The sequence below is a fragment of the uncultured Fenollaria sp. genome, assembly GCF_934202865.1.
Lineage (GTDB): Bacteria > Bacillota > Clostridia > Tissierellales > Peptoniphilaceae > Fenollaria.
Window position 1 is genome coordinate 1 of record NZ_CAKPYL010000014.1, and the last position, 24,422, is coordinate 24,422.

At 35.7% G+C, this 24,422-nt stretch carries 20 protein-coding genes; 17 read left to right on the forward strand and 3 right to left on the reverse strand.

The genetic code is table 11. The features are described from left to right. Positions 1 to 743, reverse strand: a 743-nt coding sequence (locus Q0E71_RS02720; protein ID WP_294795750.1) for a LysR family transcriptional regulator, incomplete at its 3' end; no start/stop codon positions are given. Between the two features lie 198 nt (positions 744 to 941). Between Q0E71_RS02720 and Q0E71_RS02725 the strand changes: the two genes are divergently transcribed. The 9 genes from Q0E71_RS02725 to Q0E71_RS02765 all read left to right on the forward strand — a co-directional run bounded on the left by Q0E71_RS02725 (position 942) and on the right by Q0E71_RS02765 (position 12,282). Further along, positions 942 to 2,075 (forward strand): cysteine desulfurase family protein, encoded by a 1,134-nt coding sequence (locus Q0E71_RS02725; RefSeq protein ID WP_294795752.1) that lies wholly within the window; start codon positions 942 to 944, stop codon positions 2,073 to 2,075. Further along, positions 2,072 to 3,229, forward strand: a complete 1,158-nt coding sequence (gene thiI / locus Q0E71_RS02730; protein ID WP_294795754.1) for a tRNA uracil 4-sulfurtransferase ThiI — start codon at positions 2,072 to 2,074, stop codon at positions 3,227 to 3,229. Before Q0E71_RS02725 ends, thiI begins: the two co-directional genes overlap by 4 nt. Continuing rightward, the gene (locus Q0E71_RS02735; RefSeq protein WP_294795756.1) at positions 3,226 to 4,839 is read left to right on the forward strand and encodes an MBL fold metallo-hydrolase RNA specificity domain-containing protein; all 1,614 of its coding nucleotides are present in this window, start codon (positions 3,226 to 3,228) and stop codon (positions 4,837 to 4,839) included. Before thiI ends, Q0E71_RS02735 begins: the two co-directional genes overlap by 4 nt. A 10-nt stretch (positions 4,840 to 4,849) precedes the next feature. Beyond that, on the forward strand, positions 4,850 to 6,631 hold the full coding sequence (locus tag Q0E71_RS02740) for an ABC transporter ATP-binding protein (protein ID WP_294795758.1): 1,782 nt from the start codon (positions 4,850 to 4,852) through the stop codon (positions 6,629 to 6,631). 2 nt (positions 6,632 to 6,633) lie between these two features. After that, the gene (locus Q0E71_RS02745; protein WP_294795760.1) at positions 6,634 to 8,454 is read left to right on the forward strand and encodes an ABC transporter ATP-binding protein; all 1,821 of its coding nucleotides are present in this window, start codon (positions 6,634 to 6,636) and stop codon (positions 8,452 to 8,454) included. After that, entirely contained in the window at positions 8,441 to 10,162 is a 1,722-nt protein-coding gene (locus tag Q0E71_RS02750) for a proline--tRNA ligase (protein WP_294795762.1), read from the forward strand. Before Q0E71_RS02745 ends, Q0E71_RS02750 begins: the two co-directional genes overlap by 14 nt. Continuing rightward, entirely contained in the window at positions 10,155 to 11,630 is a 1,476-nt protein-coding gene (gltX, locus tag Q0E71_RS02755) for a glutamate--tRNA ligase (protein WP_294795764.1), read from the forward strand. The genes Q0E71_RS02750 and gltX overlap by 8 nt, the downstream gene beginning before the upstream one ends. Positions 11,631 to 11,771: 141 nt before the next feature. Beyond that, positions 11,772 to 12,053: a BrnT family toxin gene (locus Q0E71_RS02760; protein WP_294795766.1), complete on the forward strand. Its 282-nt coding sequence runs from the start codon at positions 11,772 to 11,774 to the stop codon at positions 12,051 to 12,053. A 10-nt stretch (positions 12,054 to 12,063) separates the two neighbouring features. Beyond that, a complete protein-coding gene (locus Q0E71_RS02765; RefSeq protein ID WP_294795768.1) occupies positions 12,064 to 12,282 on the forward strand; it encodes a BrnA antitoxin family protein in 219 nt (72 codons plus the stop codon). Between the two features lie 156 nt (positions 12,283 to 12,438). On the opposite strand, the gene Q0E71_RS02770 is transcribed toward Q0E71_RS02765, so the two are convergent. Together Q0E71_RS02770 and Q0E71_RS02775 are read right to left on the reverse strand one after the other, a co-directional pair. After that, on the reverse strand, positions 12,439 to 13,770 hold the full coding sequence (locus Q0E71_RS02770; RefSeq protein WP_294795770.1) for a sodium:alanine symporter family protein: 1,332 nt from the start codon (positions 13,768 to 13,770) through the stop codon (positions 12,439 to 12,441). Between the two features lie 9 nt (positions 13,771 to 13,779). Then, positions 13,780 to 15,138: a sodium:alanine symporter family protein gene (locus Q0E71_RS02775; protein ID WP_294795772.1), complete on the reverse strand. Its 1,359-nt coding sequence runs from the start codon at positions 15,136 to 15,138 to the stop codon at positions 13,780 to 13,782. A 445-nt stretch (positions 15,139 to 15,583) separates the two neighbouring features. Between Q0E71_RS02775 and Q0E71_RS02780 the strand changes: the two genes are divergently transcribed. The 8 genes from Q0E71_RS02780 to cas1 form a co-directional block, all read left to right on the forward strand. Beyond that, the gene (locus Q0E71_RS02780) at positions 15,584 to 16,558 is read left to right on the forward strand and encodes an Abi family protein (protein WP_294795774.1); all 975 of its coding nucleotides are present in this window, start codon (positions 15,584 to 15,586) and stop codon (positions 16,556 to 16,558) included. 238 nt (positions 16,559 to 16,796) lie between these two features. Then, on the forward strand, positions 16,797 to 17,090 hold the full coding sequence (cas2, locus tag Q0E71_RS02785; RefSeq protein WP_294795776.1) for a CRISPR-associated endonuclease Cas2: 294 nt from the start codon (positions 16,797 to 16,799) through the stop codon (positions 17,088 to 17,090). Positions 17,091 to 17,099: 9 nt separating this feature from the next. Further along, positions 17,100 to 19,547 (forward strand): CRISPR-associated helicase Cas3', encoded by a 2,448-nt coding sequence (gene cas3, locus Q0E71_RS02790; RefSeq protein ID WP_294795779.1) that lies wholly within the window; start codon positions 17,100 to 17,102, stop codon positions 19,545 to 19,547. A gap of 155 nt (positions 19,548 to 19,702) precedes the next feature. Next, positions 19,703 to 20,428 (forward strand): type I-C CRISPR-associated protein Cas5c, encoded by a 726-nt coding sequence (cas5c, locus tag Q0E71_RS02795; protein WP_294795781.1) that lies wholly within the window; start codon positions 19,703 to 19,705, stop codon positions 20,426 to 20,428. 4 nt (positions 20,429 to 20,432) lie between these two features. After that, positions 20,433 to 22,388, forward strand: a complete 1,956-nt coding sequence (cas8c, locus tag Q0E71_RS02800; protein ID WP_294795783.1) for a type I-C CRISPR-associated protein Cas8c/Csd1 — start codon at positions 20,433 to 20,435, stop codon at positions 22,386 to 22,388. Next, positions 22,388 to 23,242, forward strand: a complete 855-nt coding sequence (gene cas7c, locus Q0E71_RS02805) for a type I-C CRISPR-associated protein Cas7/Csd2 (RefSeq protein WP_294795785.1) — start codon at positions 22,388 to 22,390, stop codon at positions 23,240 to 23,242. The genes cas8c and cas7c overlap by 1 nt, the downstream gene beginning before the upstream one ends. A 10-nt stretch (positions 23,243 to 23,252) precedes the next feature. After that, a complete protein-coding gene (gene cas4, locus Q0E71_RS02810; RefSeq protein WP_294795787.1) occupies positions 23,253 to 23,909 on the forward strand; it encodes a CRISPR-associated protein Cas4 in 657 nt (218 codons plus the stop codon). Continuing rightward, positions 23,906 to 24,422 (forward strand): CRISPR-associated endonuclease Cas1 (gene cas1 / locus Q0E71_RS02815; protein ID WP_294795789.1); only part of this gene is annotated, 517 nt, incomplete at its 3' end. The genes cas4 and cas1, both read left to right, overlap by 4 nt.

Sequence of the window (24,422 nt, forward strand, 5' to 3'; positions counted from 1 at the left end):
ATCCTATTCATAAAGCTAAGACCAACGCCCTTGCTTACTAAGGACTTGATCGCTTCATTGTCATCGCATGTGCCAACTATCCTAAGCTTTCTAGCGTCCTTCGAGCTTTGGTATATAGCGTTGATTATGGTTTCGAGCGAGGCAGAACCATACTCCCTAAGAATAAAGTTTTCATTGAGTATGTCTTCAAACTTAACTGTGTCGCCATTCTCAAGGTTTTCAAACTTGTCATTTGGCACTATTAAAACGCTTGAGTCCTTAACGAGTTTTACAAAATCAAGCTTCGGGTTGTCATTCATCTTGCCGACGATGGCAAAGTCATTCTCATATGTAAGAATACGCTTGATAGCTTCCTTCGAGTCGCTACCTTGCAGCGAAAAACTGATTTTCGGATGCTCTTCAAGGAAGGACTTAATTAAATCAGGAAGGATGTACTCTCTAGGGATGGAGCTCGACAAAATGCTTATCTTACCCTGCAGACCTTGGTCGTAGGCGTCAATCTCATACTTAGCATTGTTGATCTGATCGATGATCTTCTCCGCATGCTCGTACAAAATTTGGCCTGTCGGCGTAATTCGAAACAGCCTACCGCTTCTGTCAATAAGTTCACTTCCGACCTCTTTTTCAAGAGCGGTGATGTGGTTTGAGACAGTTGGCTGAGTTATAAAGAGCTTTTCTGCAGCTTTCGAGAAACTTTCAAGCCTAACGACTTCAACAAAAGTTTCTATTTGTCTGATATCCATTTTCTTCCCTCCTCATATATAAAGATATTTTATCACAAGTATTGATTTTTTTCAAGCTAATTATGCAATTATTACGATTATTCAAGTAATATTTTACGTTTATGGCGGTCACGATATAAATATTTAAATTTTCTCGTGATAATGTGTTTTTCATTGCTATTTTCACGGCTTTATAATATAATAGAATTGGTGAGGTTTATGATTTATTTAGATAATTGTGCAACAACAAAAGTATATAAAGAGGCGATGGATGCGGCGCTTCATGCGTTTGAAACGTCTTACGCGAATCCATCGAGCATACATAAGGCAGGCTTTTTACTAAGAAATGACTTTGAAGAGGCGAGGAGCGTCATAAAGAATTTCCTAAATGTAAAGTCTGGCGAAATCATTTTTACGTCTTGCGCAAGTGAGGCGAACAACATTATTGTAAATTCGATTAAGGATATAAAGAAGAAGAAAATTTTGACTACGGCGGTCGAGCATCAAGCGATGAACAAGCCTATTGACAATCTAGTGGCACATGGCTTTGAAGTGATAAAAATACATCCAAAGGGCGGACAAATCACTTTGGGTGATGTACTTGACAATCTTGATGATGGCTTTGGCTTTGTCTCACTTATGCATGTCAACAACGAAGTGGGTAGCATCACCCGCGTAGAAAGTATTGCTCGTGAAGTAAAGAAGCTTTATCCAGATATAATTTTTGCAACTGATGCGGTTCAAGCCTTTGGCAATCTTCGTATTGATTTGAGCGAAGGTAACATTGATTTTCTTTCGATGTCGGGTCACAAGGTGCACGCGCCTAAGGGCATTGGCTGCCTATACGCTCGCGATACCCACTTAGTTAAGCCGCTTATCTATGGCGGCGAACAAGAATTTTCTCTAAGAGCAGGCACTGAAAATGTTCCGGGCGTCTTAGCTCTTGCTGAAGCGGTTAAAATACTAGATAAAAATCTTGAAGATAATTTTGCTTATGTAAATAATTTAAAAAATAAAATGATAGAGAGCCTAAAAGAGCTTGATGGCGTTATCGTTCATTCAGAGGGCGAGGGCTATTCGCCATACGTTTTGTCAGTTGCCTTTGATAATATCAAGGCCGAGGTACTAGTTCACATCTTAGAGCAAGATGAGGTCTATATATCAACATCTTCTGCTTGCTCATCGAAGCAAAAAAAGCACAGACGCGTGCTTGAAGGCTATGGCTACAGCGAAAAAGAAGCTGAAGAGACTGTTAGAATTTCATTTTCTGAGATGAACACTGAAGAAGAAATTTTAAAAGCAGCGGAACTTATTAAAAAAGCAGTTAAATTTATTAGGAGTGTAAAAAAATGATGACGGATAAAGTATATTTGATAATCAGTGAGGGCGAGATGCACCTTAAGGGCGGCAACAGAAGGTACTTCGAGCAAAAACTTATATCAAACATCGATAAGAACATGAAAGAGATTGGCTACGACAGCCTTTATAACGATATTGGAAAGATTATTATTGAGATAGACGATGCAAAATCAGAAAAAGCGATAGAAGCCTTAAAAAAGGTCTTCGGCATAGTTTGGATCAGAAAGGCTTATAGATGCGAAAAAGATATTGAAGTGATCAGGCGCCTCGCTATTGACCTAGTTAAGGAAAAAAATTTAAAAGGCACATTCAAGGCGGCATCGACAAGAGCGGACAAGAAATTCCCGCTTAATTCGATGGAGCTATCAAGGGATATAGGCGCTGCCATACTCACAAATACGGACGGACTAAAAGTTGATGTGCATACGCCTGAACATGAAGTTTACGTAGATATAAGGAAATTCGCCTATGTTTCAGTTGAGAAGCACAAGGCGCTAGGTGGCATGCCAAAGGCGACTAATGGCAAGGCACTTTGCCTATTATCAGGCGGCATAGACAGTCCAGTCGCTTTATATATGATGGCGAAGCGCGGTGTTAAAGTCGATGCGATACATTTTCACTCATATCCATTTACCTCGCTACAAGCACTTGACAAGGTTAAAGGCCTTAGAGACATTGTCGCTGCCTACACTGGCGATATAAAACTATATTCATATAATATGCTTGACGCTTACACAGCCATCAACCAAAATATGAACGTTTCGTACACAACAGTTGTTTCAAGAAGGATAATGATGCGCGTTGCGAAGAAGCTTGCTCATGACAAGGGCTACGACGCCATCATCACAGGGGAAAATATAGGTCAAGTCGCATCTCAAACAATGTATGGCATTAAAGCAATAGAGGACGCGACAGACATGGTCATCTTTAGACCGCTCATAGCCTTCGATAAGCTTGACATCATTGACATAGCGAAAAAGATAGGCACTTACGAAAAATCGATAGAGCCATTCGATGATTGCTGCTCAGTATTTTCGCCAGACCACCCACAAACGAGACCACTCATAGCTGACGTTAAAAGAGAAGAAGAAAAGGTAGATATAGACGCTATTGTAAACGATATTTATGAAAAAGGAGAGCTAATATGAAGATAAGTTTTTTAGGCGCGGCACAAGAAGTAACCGGCTCCAACTATTTGCTTGAAGCCTGTGGCAGGAAGATAGTCATAGACTGCGGCATGTTTCAAGGAAGTAATGACCTTGAAGAGCTGAACAAGAGGCCCTTTGACTACAATGTTAAGGACATAGACAAAGTGCTCATCACTCACGCACACATAGACCACATAGGAAGGCTACCGAAGATGGTTAAGGAAGGCTACGACGGCGAAGTCATCATGACTAAGGCGACTATGGACCTAGCTCCAGTCATGCTCTACGACTCAGCCAAGATCGGTATGCAAGACGCTGAGACTGAGACTAAAAAGAATCTTCGTCAAGGCCTTGACCCGGTTGAGCCGCTTTACACAGATGTTGACGTTGATGAGACTCTTAAGCTTTTAAGGGGCTACGCTTATGGTGAAGAGATCGAGCTCTTTGATGGCATCAAAATAGTTTTTAGAGATGCTGGTCATATACTTGGCTCAGCCATCTTAGAAGTTTACATAAATGAAGATGGCAAAGAAACGAAAATAGTTTTCTCAGGCGACCTTGGTATGCCAGATAGGCCTCTACTAAAGGATCCGACTTTCATTAAGGACGCTGACTATGTCATAATGGAATCAACTTATGGCAATCGCAATCACGAAGAACTTACGGACAGCACTCAAAAACTTATTGATATCATAGATAAGACTGTTGCAAGAGGCGGAACCGTTCTAATACCAAGCTTTGCAGTTGGTAGGAGCCAAGAGCTAATATATTTATTAAATAAAGAGTTCGAGAAGAGAAAGAACCAAAACGTAAGAGTTTTCCTTGACTCGCCAATGGCAGTCGATGCGACTGAAGTCTTTATGCGTAACTACGATATTTTGGACGAAGAGACACAAAAGCTGCTTAAGTCGGGCGACGACCCACTTATGTTTAAGCATCTAAAGTACATTCGCGAGACAGAGGACTCGAAGGCACTTAACGCAGACGAAGCGCCAAAGGTCATTATCGCATCATCAGGCATGATGACAGCAGGCAGAATTAGGCATCACTTAAAGAACTGTCTATGGGACAAGAGAAACTCGCTTATCATAGTTGGCTACCAAGCAGAAGGCTCCTTGGGCCGCATCATTCTGAGTGGCGTAAGAAGAGTTAAGCTCTTCGGCCAAATGGTGGACGTAGGTCTAGAAGTTTATGACTTACAAGGCTTTTCTGCACATGCCGATCAAAACATGCTACTTAAGTGGCTAGACGCCTATGATAATAAGCCTAAAAAAGTATTCTTGGTTCATGGCGAGAGCGATGCACAAGAAATTTTAAAGCAAAAGATTACTAGAGACCAAGGACTTGAGGTCTATGCACCAAAGCTTGGCGAAACAATTGACCTAGCTACAGGTGAAAGCGCAAGGATAGAAGTTCACAAGAACAAGCTAGCTGGCGAAGAAGAGCTTAAGAAGAGCTTTGACAATCTTCTAGCCGCTTTCTCAAACATAGTTAAAAGCTCAAATAAATTATATACGAAGGAAAATTTAAAGAAGAGTAAAAAGCTTAAGGACGCACTTGACGAGGCAGAGCTTGCCTTAGTTAACGTCAATAAGGAGCTTAACTCGTAGGAGGAGAAAAATGAAGTACACAAAAACACTGAAGCGCCTACTTGGGGACGCGATTCGAACAGACAAGAAGATGATTTTATACATCTTATTTGCCTGTCTCTTAGGGGCCTTCGCTCCACTAGTATTATCACTAATGCCTAAGCTAATAGTTGGAGTAGTAGAAAATCCAGGCACAGATGCGATTAGAAGGATTTTACTAATCTCACTTGGCTTTTTTGCTTTGGAGTTCTTAGTTGAGGGCGTAAGCCTTTACTGCTCAAATCAAGTAATAGTAGTAGCTAACAAAACAAGATTTGAGCTAATGCACGAGCAAAATAAAAAGATGGCAGCTGCCGACTTTAAATACATAAGTGACAGATCCATCTTTAAGATGTATGGCATGGCCTTTGAAGCAACAAACAGTGACTGGGGCGGCGTTGCTGGCATGCTTAGAGAGTTTGCAAGAACCGCACCTATAATTCTTTCACTTATAATTATTGGAGGAGTTATTACGGCTCTATCACCATTAACAGGAGCACTACTACTTTTATATGCAATTACTTATGCCTACGCACAAAGACAAGCAAACAAAGAAGTAAGTGATAATGATGCCGAGATAAATAAAATAACTGATGAAATTAGATACTACACTAAAACTGCTGGTGATTTTAAAGCTGGTAAAGAGATTAGACTTTTTAACTTGAAAGACATGATACTTAATGCTTATAAAAACGTTATCGACAAGAGAAAGAGTTTTAGTCTAAGAGCTGTGAACATAACTTTTAGAAAGAGCCTTTTATCAGTTCTAATCTTAATCATTGCACAGGCAGTTTTTGCTTACACACTTATACTTAACTTTAAAAACGGCTCAGTTGATACTGGTAGCTTTTTGATGTATCTAACACTTATGCTGCAATTTGTTTTATTGGCCGACAAAGCTATAGAAGACTACGAGTTTTTTGTTGTTAATCAAACTATTTACGTAGAAAATATGTATGAATTACTTGAAACAGATAAGCTAAGCTCAGACCATGGTACTAGAGATAGGCTTAGTGGTGCTGTTGATATTGAGTTTAGAAATGTTACTTTTGCTTATCCAAGTACAGATAAGAAAGTGCTTGATAATCTAAGCTTTAAGATAGCTAAAAACGAAACCATTGCCCTAGTTGGTAACAATGGTGAGGGTAAGTCAACTATAATCAATTTATTAGTAAGACTATTTAGACCGGACGAAGGAGAGATACTTCTTAATGGAATAAACATCAACGAGTTCAAGGAAGAAGAGCTATACAAGATGTTTGCCTGCATATTCCAACAGGTAAATATCTATCCATATACACTTGGTAATAATATTTCTATGCAAGAGACATATGATTTAGAAAGAGCCAAGAGAGCAATTGAGGACGTGGGACTTAAGGAGCGTATCGAAGAAGAGAAAAACGCTTACGAAAGAAACATGTCTCATGAAGTTGCTAAGGACGCTCTTGAACTATCGGGCGGACAAGAGCAAAAACTTGCCATCTCGAGAGCTGTGTACAAGGACTCACCTATACTTATACTTGACGAGCCAACAGCAAACCTCGATGCACTTGCTGAGCACGAAATTTATTCCAAGCTAAATGACTTAAGAGAGGACAGAACCTCGATATACATCTCACACAGACTGTCATCGACAAAGTTCTGCGACAGAATTATACTTCTTAAGGGCGGAAAGATCTTCGAAGAGGGTACTCACGATGAACTTATGAAGAAGAAGGGTGAATATTACGAAATGTTCACTATACAAGGTAAGTACTATACTAAGGAGGCCTAAATATGAAAAACTTTAAAGAACATATGAAGATATATGGCTTCATGATCAAATCAATTTGGGAATACTCCAAGAAAACAGTATTTTTAATCTTACTAGCTTCTTTATCATCAGCAGGACTTTTACTAATAAATGTATTCTTACCAAAACTAGTTATTGACTCAATAATGAGTGGAGCAGGCTTTGAGATAGTGACTTACGTAGTACTTATGGTGCTTGCAAACGTCATCTTAGCTAAGATACCAGGCTATGTCAACAACTACATCAACAACGTAGACCTTCCTGGCGTGCAACAAAGAATTCGTTACAATATATGCGAAAAGACTATGAAGCTTGATTATTCAATGCTTGAGAACAAAGACTACATGAATCTTAAGGACCAAGCAGACTTCATCATGAGCACTCAATCACCTCTAGCAAACTTCGTTCAAATAGCTGCGGAAGTATTTGTTTCATTTGTAGTAGTAATATTCTTAGCGGTAATCGCCTTTAGTTTCTCCTGGGTTTTAGGTCTTGTGCTTCTTTTAGTAGCATGCCTAAACTTTGTCATAGGCGCTTGGGCGAACAAGAAGATGGGAGACTTCCTAACCTCACTTGAAGATATAAACAGAAAATTTTCTGCTTACATGAGTATTATTTATGACAATAGTAAGATGATGGATGTAAAGCTATTCTCTATGCATAACTTGGTCAATGGTTCTATATATAAGCTGATGAAGGAGATAAGCGGAGGTATAGCTAATATGTATACTGTAAACTCGCTTTCATTTTTCTTTAGCGGTATCTTAGACGGCGTATCAAGAGCTTTAAGCTACATCTATATATCGGTAAGAGCCGTATCGAATGTTTTTGGACCACAAATCTCAATCGGTTCCTTCGCTCTATACACATCGGCCTTTGTTAATTTCAACCAAAGAGTTAGAATCATCTCACAAAACTATGTCAACATGATTATGATGAGAAACATGACAGAGCCTTACTATAGATTTATGATGTTACCAGAAGAAAAGGCAAAAGCATACGAATATGAGATGCCTAAGTCCATTGACACGATTGAGTTTAAAGACGTGTGGTTCAAGTACCCAAGCTCTGAAGACTACGTTTTAAAGAATTTATCCTTTAACATTAATAAGGGCGAAAAGATTTCTATAGTAGGTCTGAATGGTGCTGGTAAGACAACCATCATCAAGTTAATGACAAGGCTATACGAGCCAACAAAGGGCGAGATACTTCTTAATGGCCTTGATATATCAAAGATAAAGATGGACGAGTACCAAAAATTTATTTCCGTTGTCTTCCAAGACTATAACATATACAATTTCCCTGTGGCAGAGACTGTTGCATCGAAGACTGACTACGACAGAGAAAAAGTCACTAAAGTATTGAAAGATATTGATATATATGATAAAATAAATTCGTTAAGTAGTGGTATGGACACTAAAGTCTCCATGGGCTACTCTGAAACGGGAGAAAAACTATCGCAAGGACAGTTCCAAAAGCTAGCAATTGCAAGAAGCTTGTACAAGGACAGCGAGCTAGTTATACTTGACGAGCCAACATCGGCACTTGACCCGAAGAGCGAGGCGGAAATTTACGAGAACTTCAACTACCTTGTTAAAGAGAAGACATCGATATACATCTCACACAGAATGAGTTCGTCGATATTCTGCGATAGAATTTTGTTAATAAATAACGGTACTGTAGAGGACTTTGACACGCATAAAAATCTAATGCAAAAGACGGACAGCCTTTACTACAAGATGTTCAACGCGCAAAAAGAAAACTACGAGTACCAAGAGGAGGAAGAAAGCTATGAGAATGAGTAAAATGTTTTTTAAAACATTGAGAGAGGATCCTAGCGAAGCAGAGATTGCATCACATAAACTACTATTAAGAGGCGGCTTTATCAAGAAGAGCGCCTCAGGTATTTATTCATACATGAACCTTGGTTACAGAGTAATCAGAAAGATCGAGGCCATAGTTAGAGAAGAGATGGACTCACACGACGCTCAAGAGATCAACATGAGTGCTGTTCAGCCAAGAGAGCTTTGGGAAGAGTCAGGTAGATGGGATACCTTCGGACCAGAGATGTTTAAGCTAAAGGACAGAAACGACAGAGAATTTTGTCTTGCGCCAACAGCCGAAGAGTTTTTCACAGACCTTGTAAGAAGCGATGTGAACTCATATAAAAAATTGCCAATAAATATTTACCAAATCAAAACTAAGTACAGGGACGAGAAGAGACCTAGATTTGGTATCAATAGAGCGAGAGAGTTCCTTATGAAGGACGCTTACTCCTTTGACAAGACTCAAGAGGACATGGTAGCAAGCTACAAGAACATGTGGGAAGCGTACGAAAACATCTATGACAGACTTGAACTTGATTACAGGATAGTTAGAGGAGACTCAGGCGCTATCGGTGGTAACGAGTCACACGAGTTCACTGCTTTATCAGACGTAGGTGAAGGCGTGATCACATATTGCGATAGCTGCGATTTTTCAGCGACTGATGAAAAAGCAGAAGTAGCTTATAAATATGACAATAGTAGCGAAGATATAAAAGAGCTTGAAAAAGTAGAAACAAAGGGCGTTAAAACTATTGACGACCTAGCAGAACTTTTAAAAGTTGATAAAGATAGATGCCTTAAGGCAGTTGACCTAATGGTTAAGGGAGAAAAAGTTGTAGTCTTCATACCTGGATCAAGAGAGCTTAACCTAACAAAATTAATAAAGCATCTTGGCTGCGCAGAGCATGAGATTGAGATGATGGGCGATGAAGACATCAAGGCTATGGGATCCTTCCCAGGCTACACTGGCCCAATCGGCTTAAAGGCTGATAGACTTATCGCCGATGAAAGAGTTAAGAATATCAAAAACATGGTCATAGGCGCTAACGAAGAAAATTATCATTACATGAACTATAATATCAGTGACAATGAAAAATTTGAATTCGTAGACGATTTACTAATGATAGCTGAGGGCGATGTTTGTCCTAAGTGCGGCGGTAAACTTGAGTTCAAAAGGGGCATCGAAGTCGGAAACATCTTCCAACTTGGTCAAAAGTACTCAAAATCTATGAAGGCAACATTCCTTGATGAGAATGGCAAGGACGAATACTTCTGGATGGGCTGCTACGGCGTTGGCATATCAAGAACAGTATCTGCTATAGTTGAGCAAAACAACGATGAAAAGGGTATCATCTGGCCAATATCATCATGTCCATACGAAGCCATCGTAACAATCGTCAATGTAAAAGACGAAGAGCAAAATAAACTTGCCGAAGAAATTTATCAAAAACTATTGGCGGAGAAGGTCGAAGTGCTTCTTGATGACAGAGCAGAAAGAGCCGGCGTTAAGTTTAACGATAGAGACCTAATTGGTATACCTCTTAGAATTACAGTAGGTAAGCTTGCTAGCGAAGGCAAGGTTGAGTACTCGACTCGCCTAGTGATGGAAAATGAAGAGATAGATGCGAGCGAAGCTATTGACAAGATAATTGCATATATAAAGGAAAGGAAGAATAATCGTGGATAAAAAAGTTAGAGTAAGATTTGCACCATCGCCAACAGGTTTTGTGCACATAGGCTCATTAAGAACAGCGCTATATAACTACTTATTCGCTGAAAAGATGGGCGGCGACTTCATCTTAAGAATCGAAGACACAGACAGAACACGTTATGTCGAAGGCGCTATAGAAAACTTGATAAACTCACTTCACTGGGCTGGTATACACTACAGCGAAGGTGTTTTTATTGAAGATGGCAAGGTAGTTCAAAAAGGTGACTACGGTCCATATATACAATCAGAAAGACTTGATATATATAGAAAATATGTTGATCAGCTAATCGATGAAGGCAAGGCATACTACTGCTTCTGCGATAAGGAAAGACTTGACAGAATCAGAGAAGAAAGACAAATCAAGGGCCTAATACCAAAGTATGACGGCTTCTGTAGAAATATTCCTCTAGACGAAGCAAAGAAAAGAGTCGCTAATGGTGAGCCTTATGTAGTTAGACTAAAATTACCAAAGGATACAGACATAACTTTCCACGACGTAGTTAGAGGCGACATCACCATCAACACAGAAGATATAGATGATCAAGTACTACTAAAGTCTGACGGCTTCCCAACATATCACATGGCAGTTGTAGTTGACGACCACCTAATGGGCATAACACACATCGTTAGAGGGGAAGAGTGGCTACCATCTACACCAAAGCACGTATTTTTATACGAGGCACTTGGCTGGGAAAAACCAGAGTATGTTCACTTACCAACAGTACTTAACAAAGACAGAAAGAAATTATCAAAGAGACAAGGCGACGTGTCAGTAGAAGACTTCAAAGACAAAGGCTATTTGCCAGAAGCACTTAATAATTACTTAGCACTAGTTGGCTGGTCACCAGAAGATAATAAAGAGATATTTACCATGGATGAGCTAATCAAAGAATTTTCATTTGAAAGAGTATCTAAGACAGGCGGTATCTTTGACAAGGATAAACTTGATTGGGTAAACGCACAATTCTTAAGAAATCAAGATATAAATGTATTAAGAGAAGAAGCGAGCGAAGAACTAATCAAGGCTGGACTAATCACAGAAGACTTTGCAAAAGAAAATAAAGAGTATATGGAAGTTTTAATCGATACACTTAAGGATAATATATATTTAATGACAGAGCTACCTGAAAAGGCAAGATTCATCTTCGAAGAGCTTCCACTTGCAGATGAAACAAAAGAATTCCTTGAAGGAGAAAATGCAGAAAACGCTAAAGTACTTGCAAACGCAATCGAAGAAGAGCTTGCATCAGTAGACGAGATCACACTTGATTACGCCAAAACATTTATGAAGAGCATACAAAAGAAGACAGGCATCAAGGGTAAAAACCTTTACATGCCAGTTAGAGCGATGATTTCATTCTCAGTACACGGACCAGAAATGGATAGGATACTTTACTTATTGGGTAAGGAAAAGATATTCAAGAGACTAGATAAATTTAAATAAATTAATAGATGAAATGATTATGGGCTTTGCACGATGCAGAGCCCATTTGTGTAAAAGAAATATAATAAAATAAACACTTGACAAAAAATTATGAAACAATTATAATATAATTATAGAATAGGTATAAAAGGAAGTATATATATGGAATTTGAATGGGACGAAAATAAAAATGAAATAAATAAAAAGAAACATGGAATTTCTTTTGAAGATGTAGAATCGGTTTTTTCAGATTTTTCAGCTATCATCTTTGATGATCCAGATCATTCAGAAACTGAAGAACGTTTTTTAATTATAGGAATGAGTTTACGAAAAGGAATTTGCATTGTTAGTCATTGTTATAGAAATAATGAGAATATTATAAGAATTATATCCGCAAGAAAAGCTACAAAGAATGAACGAATGATATATATTAATGGTATTTAGGAGGTATAAAATGAGAGAAGAATACGATATAAAAAATTTAAATCCAAGAGAAAACATTTATGCTGAACAAATTGCAAAGAAACAAATAACAATCAATCTTAATCAAACAGTTATAAGTTATTTTAAAGACCAAGCGAAAAGCACGGGCATACCATATCAAACTTTAATAAATTTATATCTTGAAGATTGTGTTGCAAATAATAAAAGCTTAAAAATGACTTGGAAGTAAATGTTAAATTACACAAAGAAGTAGGGGAGACTCTGCTTCTGTTTTTTTGGGTAAGATTTAGATAAAAATATACATACAATACATTTACATAAAAGAAAAAGTTTTAGCTTTGGATCAATTGACCTTAGGCTAAAACTTTTTTATTGCTTAAAATATTTACTTCAATTTATTAATTTCGTTTTTGTTCTTCTTAACCACAGTGCTTAGCATCAAGATACCCACAATGTTTGGTATGACCATAAGGCCATTTAGAAGGTCACTCACATTGTATATAGCGTCGACGCTTACTATAGTTCCGCCAACCACAGCGATGATGGCAAAGATCTTGTAGTAGTTGATTGCGTCCTCACCAAATAGGTACATAACGTTCGATTCACCGTAGTAGTACCAGCCAAGTATAGTTGTGAAGCCGAAGAAGAATACCGATATCGCGTAGAATACTGAGCCCGATCCACCTAAAGCGATGTCAAAGCCATTTTGCAAAACGCCTGCGAAGTGCGCTCCCGCTATCTCATTTGCGCCAGTAACTAAGATGATTAGCGCAGATACAGTACATACGATGAAAGTATCGATTATAACAGTTACCATCGAGATGTAGCCTTGCTTAGATGCGTGATCTACGTCAGCGATGGCATTTGCATGAGGCGTTGAGCCCATGCCCGCTTCATTTGAGAATAGTCCGCGCGCCATACCATGCTTAACGGCTTCTTTGATGCTGAAACCGACAGCGCCACCAGCCGCCGCCTTCCATGTGAATGCATTTGTGAATATGCTTTTAAATACCGGGCCAATATTTGCCGAGTACTTTAGTAAAATTACTAGACCATGTAAAAGGAACATCGCTATCATGAATGGAACGACCTTAGTCGCTACCTTTGCTATTGACTTTGCTCCACCTATAATTATAAATGATAATAGTACTGCGATGAAGGCGCCAGTATAAACAGGGGCGATATTAAATGAGCTTTCCATAACGCTCGCAACCGAGTTTGATTGAACCATGTTGCCAGCGAAGGCTAGAGCGATGATGATGAATATGGCAAAGACTGCTGCTAAAAATTTGCCAAGAGCCTTGTTTTTTATGCCTCTTGATAAATAGTAGGCAGGTCCGCCAAAGTAATCGTCGCCCTTTTTCTCTCTATATAAAATCGCTAGAACTGTTTCTGAATAAATGATTGCCATACCTAAAAAGCCCGACACCCACATCCAGAATATACTTCCAGCGCCGCCAAGCATGATGGCAGCAGCAACACCCGCGATGTTACCAGTACCTATTTGCGCGGCAAGCGAAGTGTAGAACGCTTCAAGAGGCGTTACTAGGCCATTCGCAGCGTCTCTCTTAGACTTTTTAAGCTCCTTAAAACCTTGTCCAAGCTTAGTAAATTGAATAAAGCCAAGCTTTACAGTTAAGTAAAGACCAGCAAAGACAAGTAAGAAAACTAATAAATAGTCCCATATAAAATCTTTGATCAATAATATTGTATCCATATTTCCTCCTTACTTAAGCTTTGGCTCGTCCAATTTGTGAGCTTCATTTGAAACTATATTCGATAGTAAAATCAAACCAATGACATTCGGTATAACCATGAGAGCGTTAAACGTGTCCGCAAGCACCCAAACGAAGTCAACAGATACAACAGTACCAACGATTACAGCGATTACGACAAGAAGTCTGTAAACCAAGACAGCCTTTTGTCCGAATAAGTAAACTATGTTCGATTCGCCAAAGTAGTACCAACCAACTATCGTTGAAAAAGCGAAGAAGAATAAACTTATCGCTAAGAATATAACTCCCGGCTTACCAAAAGCAATCTCGAAACCCTTTTGCGTAACAGCAACTGAGTCAAGACCATTTTCAAAAGAGAATATGTGAGCGTCAGTCAATAAGATGATCATAGCAGTTACAGTACAGATGATAATGCCAGTTAATACACCGAAGATGGCAGATAGACCTTGGTCCGCAGGTTTATCAACAGTCGCTACAGCGTGAGCATGAGGCGTAGAGCCCATCCCAGCTTCATTCGCAAATAGTCCGCGCGCAAGACCCATCTTGATCGCGTGCTGAACACTGATACCAACAGCGCCACCAAAGACAGCCGAGGTACTGAACGCACTTTGAAATATTAACTTAAATACAGGGATGATATTTTGTCTGAACATAACAAGAATAACTAGACCAGATAAGATAAAGACAGCAGCCATGACAGGCACTATCATCTCAGCAATCTTAGAAATTCTTTGCACCCCACCCATAACTATCATGCTGACAAGAACCGCTAGGATGATGCCAGTGTAAGCAGGTTTGATGCCGAAGCCCTCTTGCATCGATAGAGCGATGGAGTTCGATTGAACCATGTTGCCCGCGAAGCCCAGAGCCAAAATTAAAAATATAGCAAAGAATATGGATAAGACCTTAGCAAAACGTTTATTTTTAATACCTTGACTTATGTAGTAAGCAGGTCCGCCATAAACCTCGCCGTCCTTCTTTTGTCTGAAGACTTGAGCCAAAATCGCCTCAGCAAATATAGTCGACATGCCAAGAAGGCCAGAGATCCACATCCAAAATACAGCGCCCGGTCCACCAGCCATGATGGCAGAGGCCACACCGCCAACCGATCCAGTACCAAGCTGAGCAGCAACAGCAGTCGCAAGCGCTTGGAACGAGCTTACTTCGCCCTCCTTCTTAGGGCCGTCATCCTTCTTAAATACATTTCCTAAAGTAGACTTAACAGCAAGACCAAGCTTAGTGATTTGCGGGAACTTCAGTTTAATAGAAAAAAATAATCCAGCAAAGACCAAGAGGAAAATGATTACATAGTCCCACAAAAAGTCCTTAATATGAATAATAAAATCCATGTTACCTCCAATCTGATTCTCTAAGTAAAAATGTCAATTAATTAATCACTCAATGCATATGTATAAACTTTGCTTATATATAGATGAGTAAGTATTAATTAATATTATATAATAAAAAAATTACTTAGTCAAACGAAATGAATTGGGGGAATGGATTGAGATGTTGCAAAAAGAATACATTGCAATTCATTTCAGTATGTGCTATAGTTAATTTATGCGTTCAAGTCATAAGAAAAGCAGTTGAACTAAGAGCTAAGTTTTAAATTAAATAATAAGAAATAAGTGAATAAAAAATTCTATAAATATTTAAAAGAATATATAAAAAACTTGACAATATATCATAAAATGGGGTATAATTTATGTACAAGGAAAGCAAGCGAGGTTTTCGCTTATAAAGGAGCTCTGTCATTTTATGGTGGAGCTTTTTTATTTTGTAGGAGTTAATATGAATAGCAAACCTTTTAAAACAATTGAAGAACAAATTAATATTCTTGAGTCTAGAGGAATGATAGTAGACCATGACAAGGCGAAAGATTCTTTAATGAGAAACGGTTATTACAACGTAATCAATGGCTATAAAGATTTCTTTTTGGAAGATGATAATAAATTTATACCAGGAACAAGATTTTATGATCTTGACACATTGTTCCAAGTAGATAAACTTCTTAGCAAAGCGTTTTTTTCATCATCACTAGATATAGAAAGGATGTTTAAGACCAATTTAGCCTACTTTTTATCAGAAAAATTTGGAGAAAAAGAAGCGGATTATTTAAACACAAAAAACTATATTACAGGAAGAAATATTGAAAAAGACGTATGGCAAATTGATAAAACTATAGATATATTCAAAAATTTAATATCCGAAAACATTGAACCAATTACCCATTATAGGAAAAAATATAATAACGTACCACCTTGGATATTATTTACAAGAGCAACGTTTGGTAACGTATACTATTTATATAAATTGTGCAAAGGAGACATAAAGACAAAAGTCGTTTCAAGCATGTTGAAAGTAAGTTCCGACTGTATAGATAATTTAAGCAAACAAGTTTTTTCTGATATAATACTTTTAATACTACAATTTAGGAATAGAACCGCACACGCAAATCGAACATATAATTTTGAAATAAAAGCATCAAATAGTTTTTTGCCATATAGTGAGGCATTTTACAAACCTTTCAATATAGATAAAACAGCGCATAAAAATAATATATGCCGTACAAATGCTTTTGCATTTATAGCAAGCATATATTATCTAGATAAAAACAATTATCTTTTACTTAGAGAGCAGGTAGTTCAAATATTAAATTTCTATAAATCGGTACAAGCACAAAACTATAAACAATTTTTACTTGCGCTAGGCATACCAAACGATTTCACAGATATAAAGATAGAAAAGATTCTGCCTAGCATATAGATAATTTATATCAATTAAATAAAAAAAGCAAAAGCTATAGTATAGAATATAATTATATTATAGCTTTTTTTTGTTTGCCTAAACATTATATCCACTAAGCTTTTCTCTCTGCTTAAGGATGGCTTATGTTTATATCAATAGCAAATGGCCTTTGTATAAATAGCTTTAATGTGCTACATGCGTATTAATGTGGTATAATGTTATTAAGGATATAATTTTATTACACAGAGGTGATTTTATGTTGATACTTGCTACATATGATGTTGAAACTATGGATAGTGAAGGTAGAACTAGACTGAGACGAGTAGCTAATGTATGTAAAGACTATGGACAAAGAGTGCAAAATTCAGTTTTTGAATGTATAGTGACACCTGCTGAGTTTGAAGAACTTAAGTACAAATTAAAGAAAGAGATAGATGAAGAAAAGGACAGTATAAGATTTTATCATCTTGGAAGCAAGTGGAAAGCAAAAGTAGAAATGATGGGTAGGACAACTAGCTTCAATCCAGAAGAAGATACTTTTATATTTTAGGAGGAAGCAATGAAATACGCACATATTGACCACAGTGCTGATCAAATCAAAAGGCAAGAGCTTATAGATCATTTAAGTAACACTGCAGATAAAGCTAAATCATCAGCTAGTGAGATAGGTATTGGAAATATTATGTATCTTCTAGGCATACTACACGACGTTGGCAAAGCTAGTGAAGCGTTTCAGCACAAAATAATAAATAATACAGATGAGAAAGTAAATCACTCGTCGGCAGGAGCACTGTATTTATTGTCTTTATACAATAAATGTGCTAAGCAAAGCTCATTCGAAATGAACATACTACAAGAGTATTTTTATATAATGACATATGTTATAAGCGCTCATCATGGTTTATATGATATTCCTTATTATGATATTAACAATAGTCTATCTAACAGATTAAAAGATAGAATTAGGTTTGATGAAGATGAAAGGATCTGTTTTAAAAGAGAAGTAGTGCCATATATAAAAGAGCTTGAAGAAAAATTAAATATAGATTTATTAGATATATTTAAGAAAGGTTATTTTGAATATAAAAATTCCAAAGATAATTTAAAATATATTGATATGAAGGCAAATTATTATTATCTGTCTTTATATATGAGACTTTTCTTATCGATTCTAAAAAATGCAGATATTGTCGATACTATAAATGCATATGATTTGATCATAGATGACAACGTTACTTATGATGCTCAAGAGAAAGCTGAAATATATAGCAAAAATTTAAAAGAAAAATATTCTAGTTTTCCTGAGCCAAAAAATGATCTAGATAAGGTAAAAAACGAGTTAAAGCTTGTTATCGATGATAGGGGACGTGAGGATGAAAGCGGTATATATAAGCTTGATCTTGCGACAGGAGCTGGAAAAACTTTATTAAGTATGTTATATGCTACAAATCAAATGAAGTATAAATCAAAGAAGAGATTTTTCTATATAACTGCATTTTTATCCGTCTTAGAGCAAAATGCAGGTGAAGTCAAAGATGTATTGAAAGATAAGAGTATATTAGAATACCACTCAAATATACTTGATCAATCATCATTTAATAACACTAACAATGAGAGCGCTTATGAGAGTAAAGATAAGATGTGTAGAGAATACTTAATAGAGAGTTTTGATGCGCCTGTAGTTTTGACAACTTTAGTACAATTCATAAACACTTTATTTAAAGGTAAATCAGCAAATATAAGGAGATTCTCCTCATTAATTAATTCTGTAATTATATTAGACGAAGTTCAGTCTCTTCCTATAGAGATGACATATTTATTTAATCTTGCAATGAACTTTATATCTTCTGTAATGAAGGCGAATATAGTTTTATCAACAGCTACTCAACCTAAATATGATGAAAATAACATAAAATATAGAATTGACTACGCAGATAAAGCAGATCTTGTAAAACTTAGCCAAAATCAGCTTAAGGCATTTAAAAGGACAAAAGTATATAATTTTAATGATGGTAAGAAAAGTAACTCAAAAGATATTGAGGCGGAAGTATTATTGCATACAAAAGATTCAACTCTTATCATATTAAATACAAAAAAAGCAGCAAGAAAATTGTACGAAATGCTAATTGAAGATACAGGAAATACAGAGGACATATACTTATTAAACACAGATTTTTGTCCGGAGCATAGAAAAGACATACTCGATAAAATAAAGGCAAAACTTTCAAAAGGAAATGCAGTGAAGCTAGTAGCTACACAGCTTATAGAAGCAGGAGTTAATGTTGATTTTAAAAGACTTATTAGGTCTTATGCAGGCATTGATTCTATTATACAAGCAATCGGAAGATGTAATAGATATGGCTTACAGAAAGAAGGTATAGTTAACTTAGTCAACATGGGTTTTGAAGAAAACCTTAATTACTTGGAATCTATTGGATATAAAAAAGACATCACTGAGATTATACTCAATAATAAATCTGGCGAAATCGATATTGATGAACTAAACGATGAATTTTTTGCACGTTATTACACAAAGTACGAAAACTTAATGACATATCCTCTAGGAAAAGATATGCCTAGTGCCTTTGATTTGCTCAGCGACAATCTTGATAAAATTAGTATAAAAACAAAAGAATTTCCTGTTATAAGGCAAAGCTTTAAAACAGCTGCTGATAATATTAACTTAATCAAAAATGATACAAAGGCAATGATAGTTTGTTATAAAAATTCAAAAACAGGAAAATCAAATGAGAAAAAATATGATGAGTTAAAAATGCTTTTAGAAAATAAAGATAATGTAATTTATAATATATCAAAAATAAAAAGACTTTTAAAAGAAATGCAAAGCTACACAATAAATGTATATGAAAATGCAAAGCTCAATGATTTTGTTGATTCGTATATGGACGGTGACATTCTTTTACTTAAAAAGCAATACTATAATGATAATGGCTTTAACATAGATCAAGAAAAAAATAAAGAGCTAATGCCCTTTATTATAATGTAATAGTAAGTTTTTCAATCTGCGTAGTTAATACTATGATAAACTTATTATACCACAAAGAAATTAAAATATATTCTTAAATTTTAAAAAAGCACTTGACAAACAAAATTAAGAATAATATAAAAATAAGTGAAGAATAAAAAGAAGGAGGTAATAATATGGATGGTCCAAATGAAAAATCTAAATATTTTTACATTAGATTGACAGGAGATTATGGTTTAATAACATCACCTGAAACAAAAGGAGGCGGAGAAAAAGCAACATATCCAGTTATAACAAAGCAAGCTGTCTTAGGTATACTTGATGCGTGTTACTTTAAACCTGTGCTTAAAAATGTTGTGGATGAAGTCAAGGTAATTAATCCAATAAGAACACATACTATGGGAGTTAGAGTTCCGAAAGATAATTACAAACAAGACAGAAGCAACATAACATACTTAGTAAATCCAGAGTATTTAATTAAATACCATTTTGAGTGGAACTTATTTAGAGATGACCTAAAAAAAGATAGAAACATGAAAAAACATGAGGCAATTATGCAGCGCTCTATTGAAAGAGGTGGAAGGAGATCTATCTTTATTGGAGCAAGTGAGTGCCAAGGCTACGTTAATGCGATTACTAAAGAGGAATACGAAAGCAAAATAAGTTACTACGAAGGACAAACATTATCCTTTGGCTTAATGTTTAACAGTTTTAAGTATCCAAATAAGCCTGGAGAAAAACTTTATTCTTACTTTGGAAATGTAATTATGAAGGATGGCATAATTAATTTTAAAGATCAAGAAGACTGCGAAGTTAAAAATGAGCTTTCAACATATGACTTTAAGTATCCAGAGCAAGAGCTTTCAGTTGACGAAGAATATGCAAAATTAGAAGGGAGATGATTAAATGACGCTGATTAATTCGCTTGTAAAAACATATGATAAATCTCTAGAGGCAGGTTTAGTTGATAAATACAATGGTAATGACTCAGTAATTCTCCCTTTATATCATGATTTGCTTAAGTCTACTGGAGAGAACATATTAAAGATAAGTATCGATAAAAATTTTAATTTTGTTAAGAGTTCATTCTTGGCTAAAGATGACAAAATTATTTTTCCAGTAAGTTTAGATTCAGCGACTAGAACAAGGAATTCTATGCCGCATATGCTTGTAGATAATTGCTCATATATTGCTCCTTATAATGAAGAGAGACATAAAGATTATATGGATGCGTTAGAAAATTGGATAGCCAAAGAAAAAGACACAGAAATTAAAGATTTTATAAGAATTATTTACAGTTATATTAAAAAAGAAAATTTTATATATGAAGCTTTAAGATATGCATTAGGCGTTGATGTTGTAAAGTTGACCGATAAAGCCTCTATACTAGAATATACATTTCTTAATGATAAAAACAAGGAAATAACAAAAAGACTTGAATTAGATAAGATATATTTAGAGTTTGAAGTAGTAGACTTTAAAAATCATGAAGATTATTCAGTAACAAAATACAAAAAACTTCATCAAGTTCATATTAATAATGTTATAAGCTCTCTGACAAAGAACGGAATATGTAATATAACGGGAAAAGAAGACTATATTGTTGATAAACATCGTGGCATTATAGATACCTCAAAATTGATTTCTTCAGTTGAGGAAATTTACTTGGGAAGATTTAAAAAAGGTAGCGATGTAATTAGCATAGGATATGAAACATCAGAAAAAGCTCATTTAATGCTTAAATATTTAATGGACAATAAAAATTCATCCAAATGGCTTGGCGGTCAGCAGTATATAGTTAACTGGTTTTCAGATGATGTTAAGAATGAAAAGAAGCTCTTTATTACATCTGCAAATCCAAATTTAGCTGGTGTAAATGAGACGGACGAGTTCGATATAGATAAAATAGAAACAAAAAATGATACAAAGGATACTTATAGAGCGGTTTATAGCGAAAATGAGAAAGTAGCTAATTCTTTTATCACAGGTGTAGATAAAGTACCTAAAGATTCAATATATAGTGCGCTAATTGTTGAAAAAGTTAACAAGGGAAGATCATCAATTAGATACTTTAAAGAGCTTCAGACATCACAGCTTTATGAAAATCTTGAAAAGTGGTCAAACACTTACTATTATTATACACTTACTAGTAATGGCAATTTAATTAAGAAAACACCTAGTATATTCTCAATATTAGATGCTGCTTATGGAACAGAAAGAGAAAAAAAACTTGTTAATGACAACGATAATTTTAAAAAAGATCAATTGCAAAAAATGATTATTTCAATCATAGAAGGCAAAGAGATGCCAAAGAATATAGTTAAAGCAATCGATATGAACATAAGGAAAAAATTAAACTATAAAAATACATGGAATATTTTACAATCAATAGCCCTTGCGGTTTTAAGAGATTCATCAAAGGAGGAGAATGAAGATATGCTTGACAGAGATAATTTAGATAGGTCCTACCTATATGGTAGACTACTAGCCGTGTATGAAATGACGGAAAGACTTACTTTTGACTTAGCAAAGAACGCTGACGGAGAAAAAGCAAAAAAGAACGAAGCAATAAGACTTACCAATGCAGATAGGTATTGGACATCATATACAAAATATCCCGCAAAAATAACAGAAGTTTTAGATGATAAAACTAAAACATATATGAATAAATTAAAGGCTACAAATCCTGGCTTCGCAGTGTTGTTAGACAGAGAGAAAGAGGATATATTTATAAAGTTAGGTGAACTAGGTTTATCAGAAAAAGAAGACAATAAAGCTTTAAGTAGTAGATTTTTATATGGTTACTACGCAGAAAAACGTTTTGGTTTAAAAAATAAAGAAAGTAATAAGGAGGAAAAGTAATGAGTAATGTAATTGAAAAAAAGGTCGACTTCATAATGACAATTGAAGTAAATAATGCAAATCCAAATGGAGATCCACTTGCGGGCAACATGCCAAGAACCGACTCTTTTGGTTATGGAGAAATTTCTGACGTTTGTATAAAAAGAAAGATAAGAAACAGAATGCAAGACAAAGGATACGAGATTTTTGTAAAGAGCAATGAAAAGTCAGATGACGGATTTACTTCACTAGAAAAAAGATACAGTAGCGTTGTAGATAAAAAAGCAACAGATGAAGAAGCATATAATTTATGCTGTGAAACATGGTTAGACGTCAGAAGCTTTGGACAAGTAATAACATATGACAAGAAAGCTGTCGGCATTAGAGGACCAGTTAGTATATCAATCGCAAAATCACTAACTCCAGTTGATATAACAACTATGCAAATTACCAAGAGCGTTAATAGTATGGAAAAAGAAGGCGGCGGAAAATCCTCAGACACTATGGGCTCAAAACACTATGTTAATCATGCCATATACGTAGTTAACGGAGCAGTAAATGTAAACTTTGCAAAGAAAAACAAATTTACCGATGATGACTTAGCAGTATTAAAAGAGTGTTTACAAGAACTATTCATTAATGATTCTTCATCAGCTAGACCAGACGGATCAATGATAGTAAGAGATATATTCTGGTTCGTTCATGACTGCGAAATAGGCAATGTATCAAGCGGCAAGATTAAAGAACTACTTGAATTTGACATACCAGAACTAGAAGATCAAGATTATAAATCATATAATATTAGGTTAAATGAAGAAAAATTAAAAGAATACGAAGAAAAAGGATTAAAAGTAGAATATTTAACAGGCATATAAAGCAAGACATATGGACGAAGAAGATTATTTAAGCCTAAGTAGAATACAGCATTTTGTGTTTTGTAAAAGACAGTGGGCACTTTTAGAACTAGAACAAATTTGGTTTGAAAATAAAGACACAACACTTGGTAAACTTATACATGAAAACGTAGATGACCCATATTTTTACGAAAAAAGAAAAGACAGAATATATGAAAGATCACTGCGTGTTAAATCGGATGAACTTAAGATAGTGGGTGTCTGTGACCTAGTCATATATGAGAAAAATGAGAACGGAGTAGAGATAGAAAACTACAATGGACTGTGGTTACCCTATGTCGTAGAATATAAAAAGGGTAGAGCAAAAAAGACAAAGGCAGATATATATCAACTAGTTGCCGAAACAATGTGTTTTGAAGAAATGCATAATGTTAAACTAAAAAAGTCAGCGCTTTATTATAAAAGTCCAAACAAAAGATTAGAAATAGATATTACAGATGAATTAAGGCAGGAAGTAAGAGACATAGTGACACAAATGTATGAGATATACAATCAAAACAAGATACCTAAAGCGAGTAAAAACATTAACTGTAAAAACTGTTCCTTAATTGATTACTGCATGCCAAAACTCACAAAAAAGAAAAAAAGCGTTATAAATTATATCAATAGGATGGTGATGGAAGAATGAGAAAGCTATTGAATACATTATATATTACAAATGAAAATATCTACTTAGCAAAAGATGGAAGCAATATAGTAGTTAAAGATGAGGTAAATGGCAAAGTCTTCCAATCACCAATACAAAATTTTGAAAACATAGTTTGCTTCAATTACGTTGGAGCGAGCCCAAAACTATTAGACATGTGCATGAAAAACAACGTGGGTATTAGCTTTTTAACACCAGAAGGATATTTTTGTGCAAGAGTCTCAGGAAGAATTAATGGTAATGTATTACTAAGAAAAGAACAGTTTAGAATATCTGAAAATCAAGACAGAGCACTTTCATACGCAAAATCATTTGTAATAGCAAAGCTATATAATTCAATAAAAGTTTTAGACAGATATCTAAGAGATTATAAAGATACAATATACAAAGAAGAAGTTAAAGAATCTATAAGCAAGTTAAAAGAAAGCAAAATAAACGCATTCAATGCGCAAGACTATACAGAGCTCTTGGGCATAGAAGGAGATGCAGCAAGAG

What these genes read in the sequence shown, in the direction of transcription:
- Q0E71_RS02760 (WP_294795766.1), top strand. Translation starts at nt 11,772, where the DNA reads ATGGAATTTGAATGGGACGAAAATAAAAATGAAATAAATAAAAAGAAA.
- cas3 (WP_294795779.1), top strand. Translation starts at nt 17,100, where the DNA reads ATGAAATACGCACATATTGACCACAGTGCTGATCAAATCAAAAGGCAA.
- Q0E71_RS02780 (WP_294795774.1), top strand. Translation starts at nt 15,584, where the DNA reads ATGAATAGCAAACCTTTTAAAACAATTGAAGAACAAATTAATATTCTT.
- Q0E71_RS02725 (WP_294795752.1), top strand. Translation starts at nt 942, where the DNA reads ATGATTTATTTAGATAATTGTGCAACAACAAAAGTATATAAAGAGGCG.
- cas5c (WP_294795781.1), top strand. Translation starts at nt 19,703, where the DNA reads ATGGATGGTCCAAATGAAAAATCTAAATATTTTTACATTAGATTGACA.
- cas4 (WP_294795787.1), top strand. Translation starts at nt 23,253, where the DNA reads ATGGACGAAGAAGATTATTTAAGCCTAAGTAGAATACAGCATTTTGTG.
- Q0E71_RS02765 (WP_294795768.1), top strand. Translation starts at nt 12,064, where the DNA reads ATGAGAGAAGAATACGATATAAAAAATTTAAATCCAAGAGAAAACATT.
- cas8c (WP_294795783.1), top strand. Translation starts at nt 20,433, where the DNA reads ATGACGCTGATTAATTCGCTTGTAAAAACATATGATAAATCTCTAGAG.
- Q0E71_RS02740 (WP_294795758.1), top strand. Translation starts at nt 4,850, where the DNA reads ATGAAGTACACAAAAACACTGAAGCGCCTACTTGGGGACGCGATTCGA.
- Q0E71_RS02750 (WP_294795762.1), top strand. Translation starts at nt 8,441, where the DNA reads ATGAGAATGAGTAAAATGTTTTTTAAAACATTGAGAGAGGATCCTAGC.
- Q0E71_RS02775 (WP_294795772.1), bottom strand. Translation starts at nt 15,138, where the DNA reads ATGGATTTTATTATTCATATTAAGGACTTTTTGTGGGACTATGTAATC.
- thiI (WP_294795754.1), top strand. Translation starts at nt 2,072, where the DNA reads ATGATGACGGATAAAGTATATTTGATAATCAGTGAGGGCGAGATGCAC.
- cas7c (WP_294795785.1), top strand. Translation starts at nt 22,388, where the DNA reads ATGAGTAATGTAATTGAAAAAAAGGTCGACTTCATAATGACAATTGAA.
- Q0E71_RS02735 (WP_294795756.1), top strand. Translation starts at nt 3,226, where the DNA reads ATGAAGATAAGTTTTTTAGGCGCGGCACAAGAAGTAACCGGCTCCAAC.
- Q0E71_RS02745 (WP_294795760.1), top strand. Translation starts at nt 6,634, where the DNA reads ATGAAAAACTTTAAAGAACATATGAAGATATATGGCTTCATGATCAAA.
- Q0E71_RS02770 (WP_294795770.1), bottom strand. Translation starts at nt 13,770, where the DNA reads ATGGATACAATATTATTGATCAAAGATTTTATATGGGACTATTTATTA.
- cas2 (WP_294795776.1), top strand. Translation starts at nt 16,797, where the DNA reads ATGTTGATACTTGCTACATATGATGTTGAAACTATGGATAGTGAAGGT.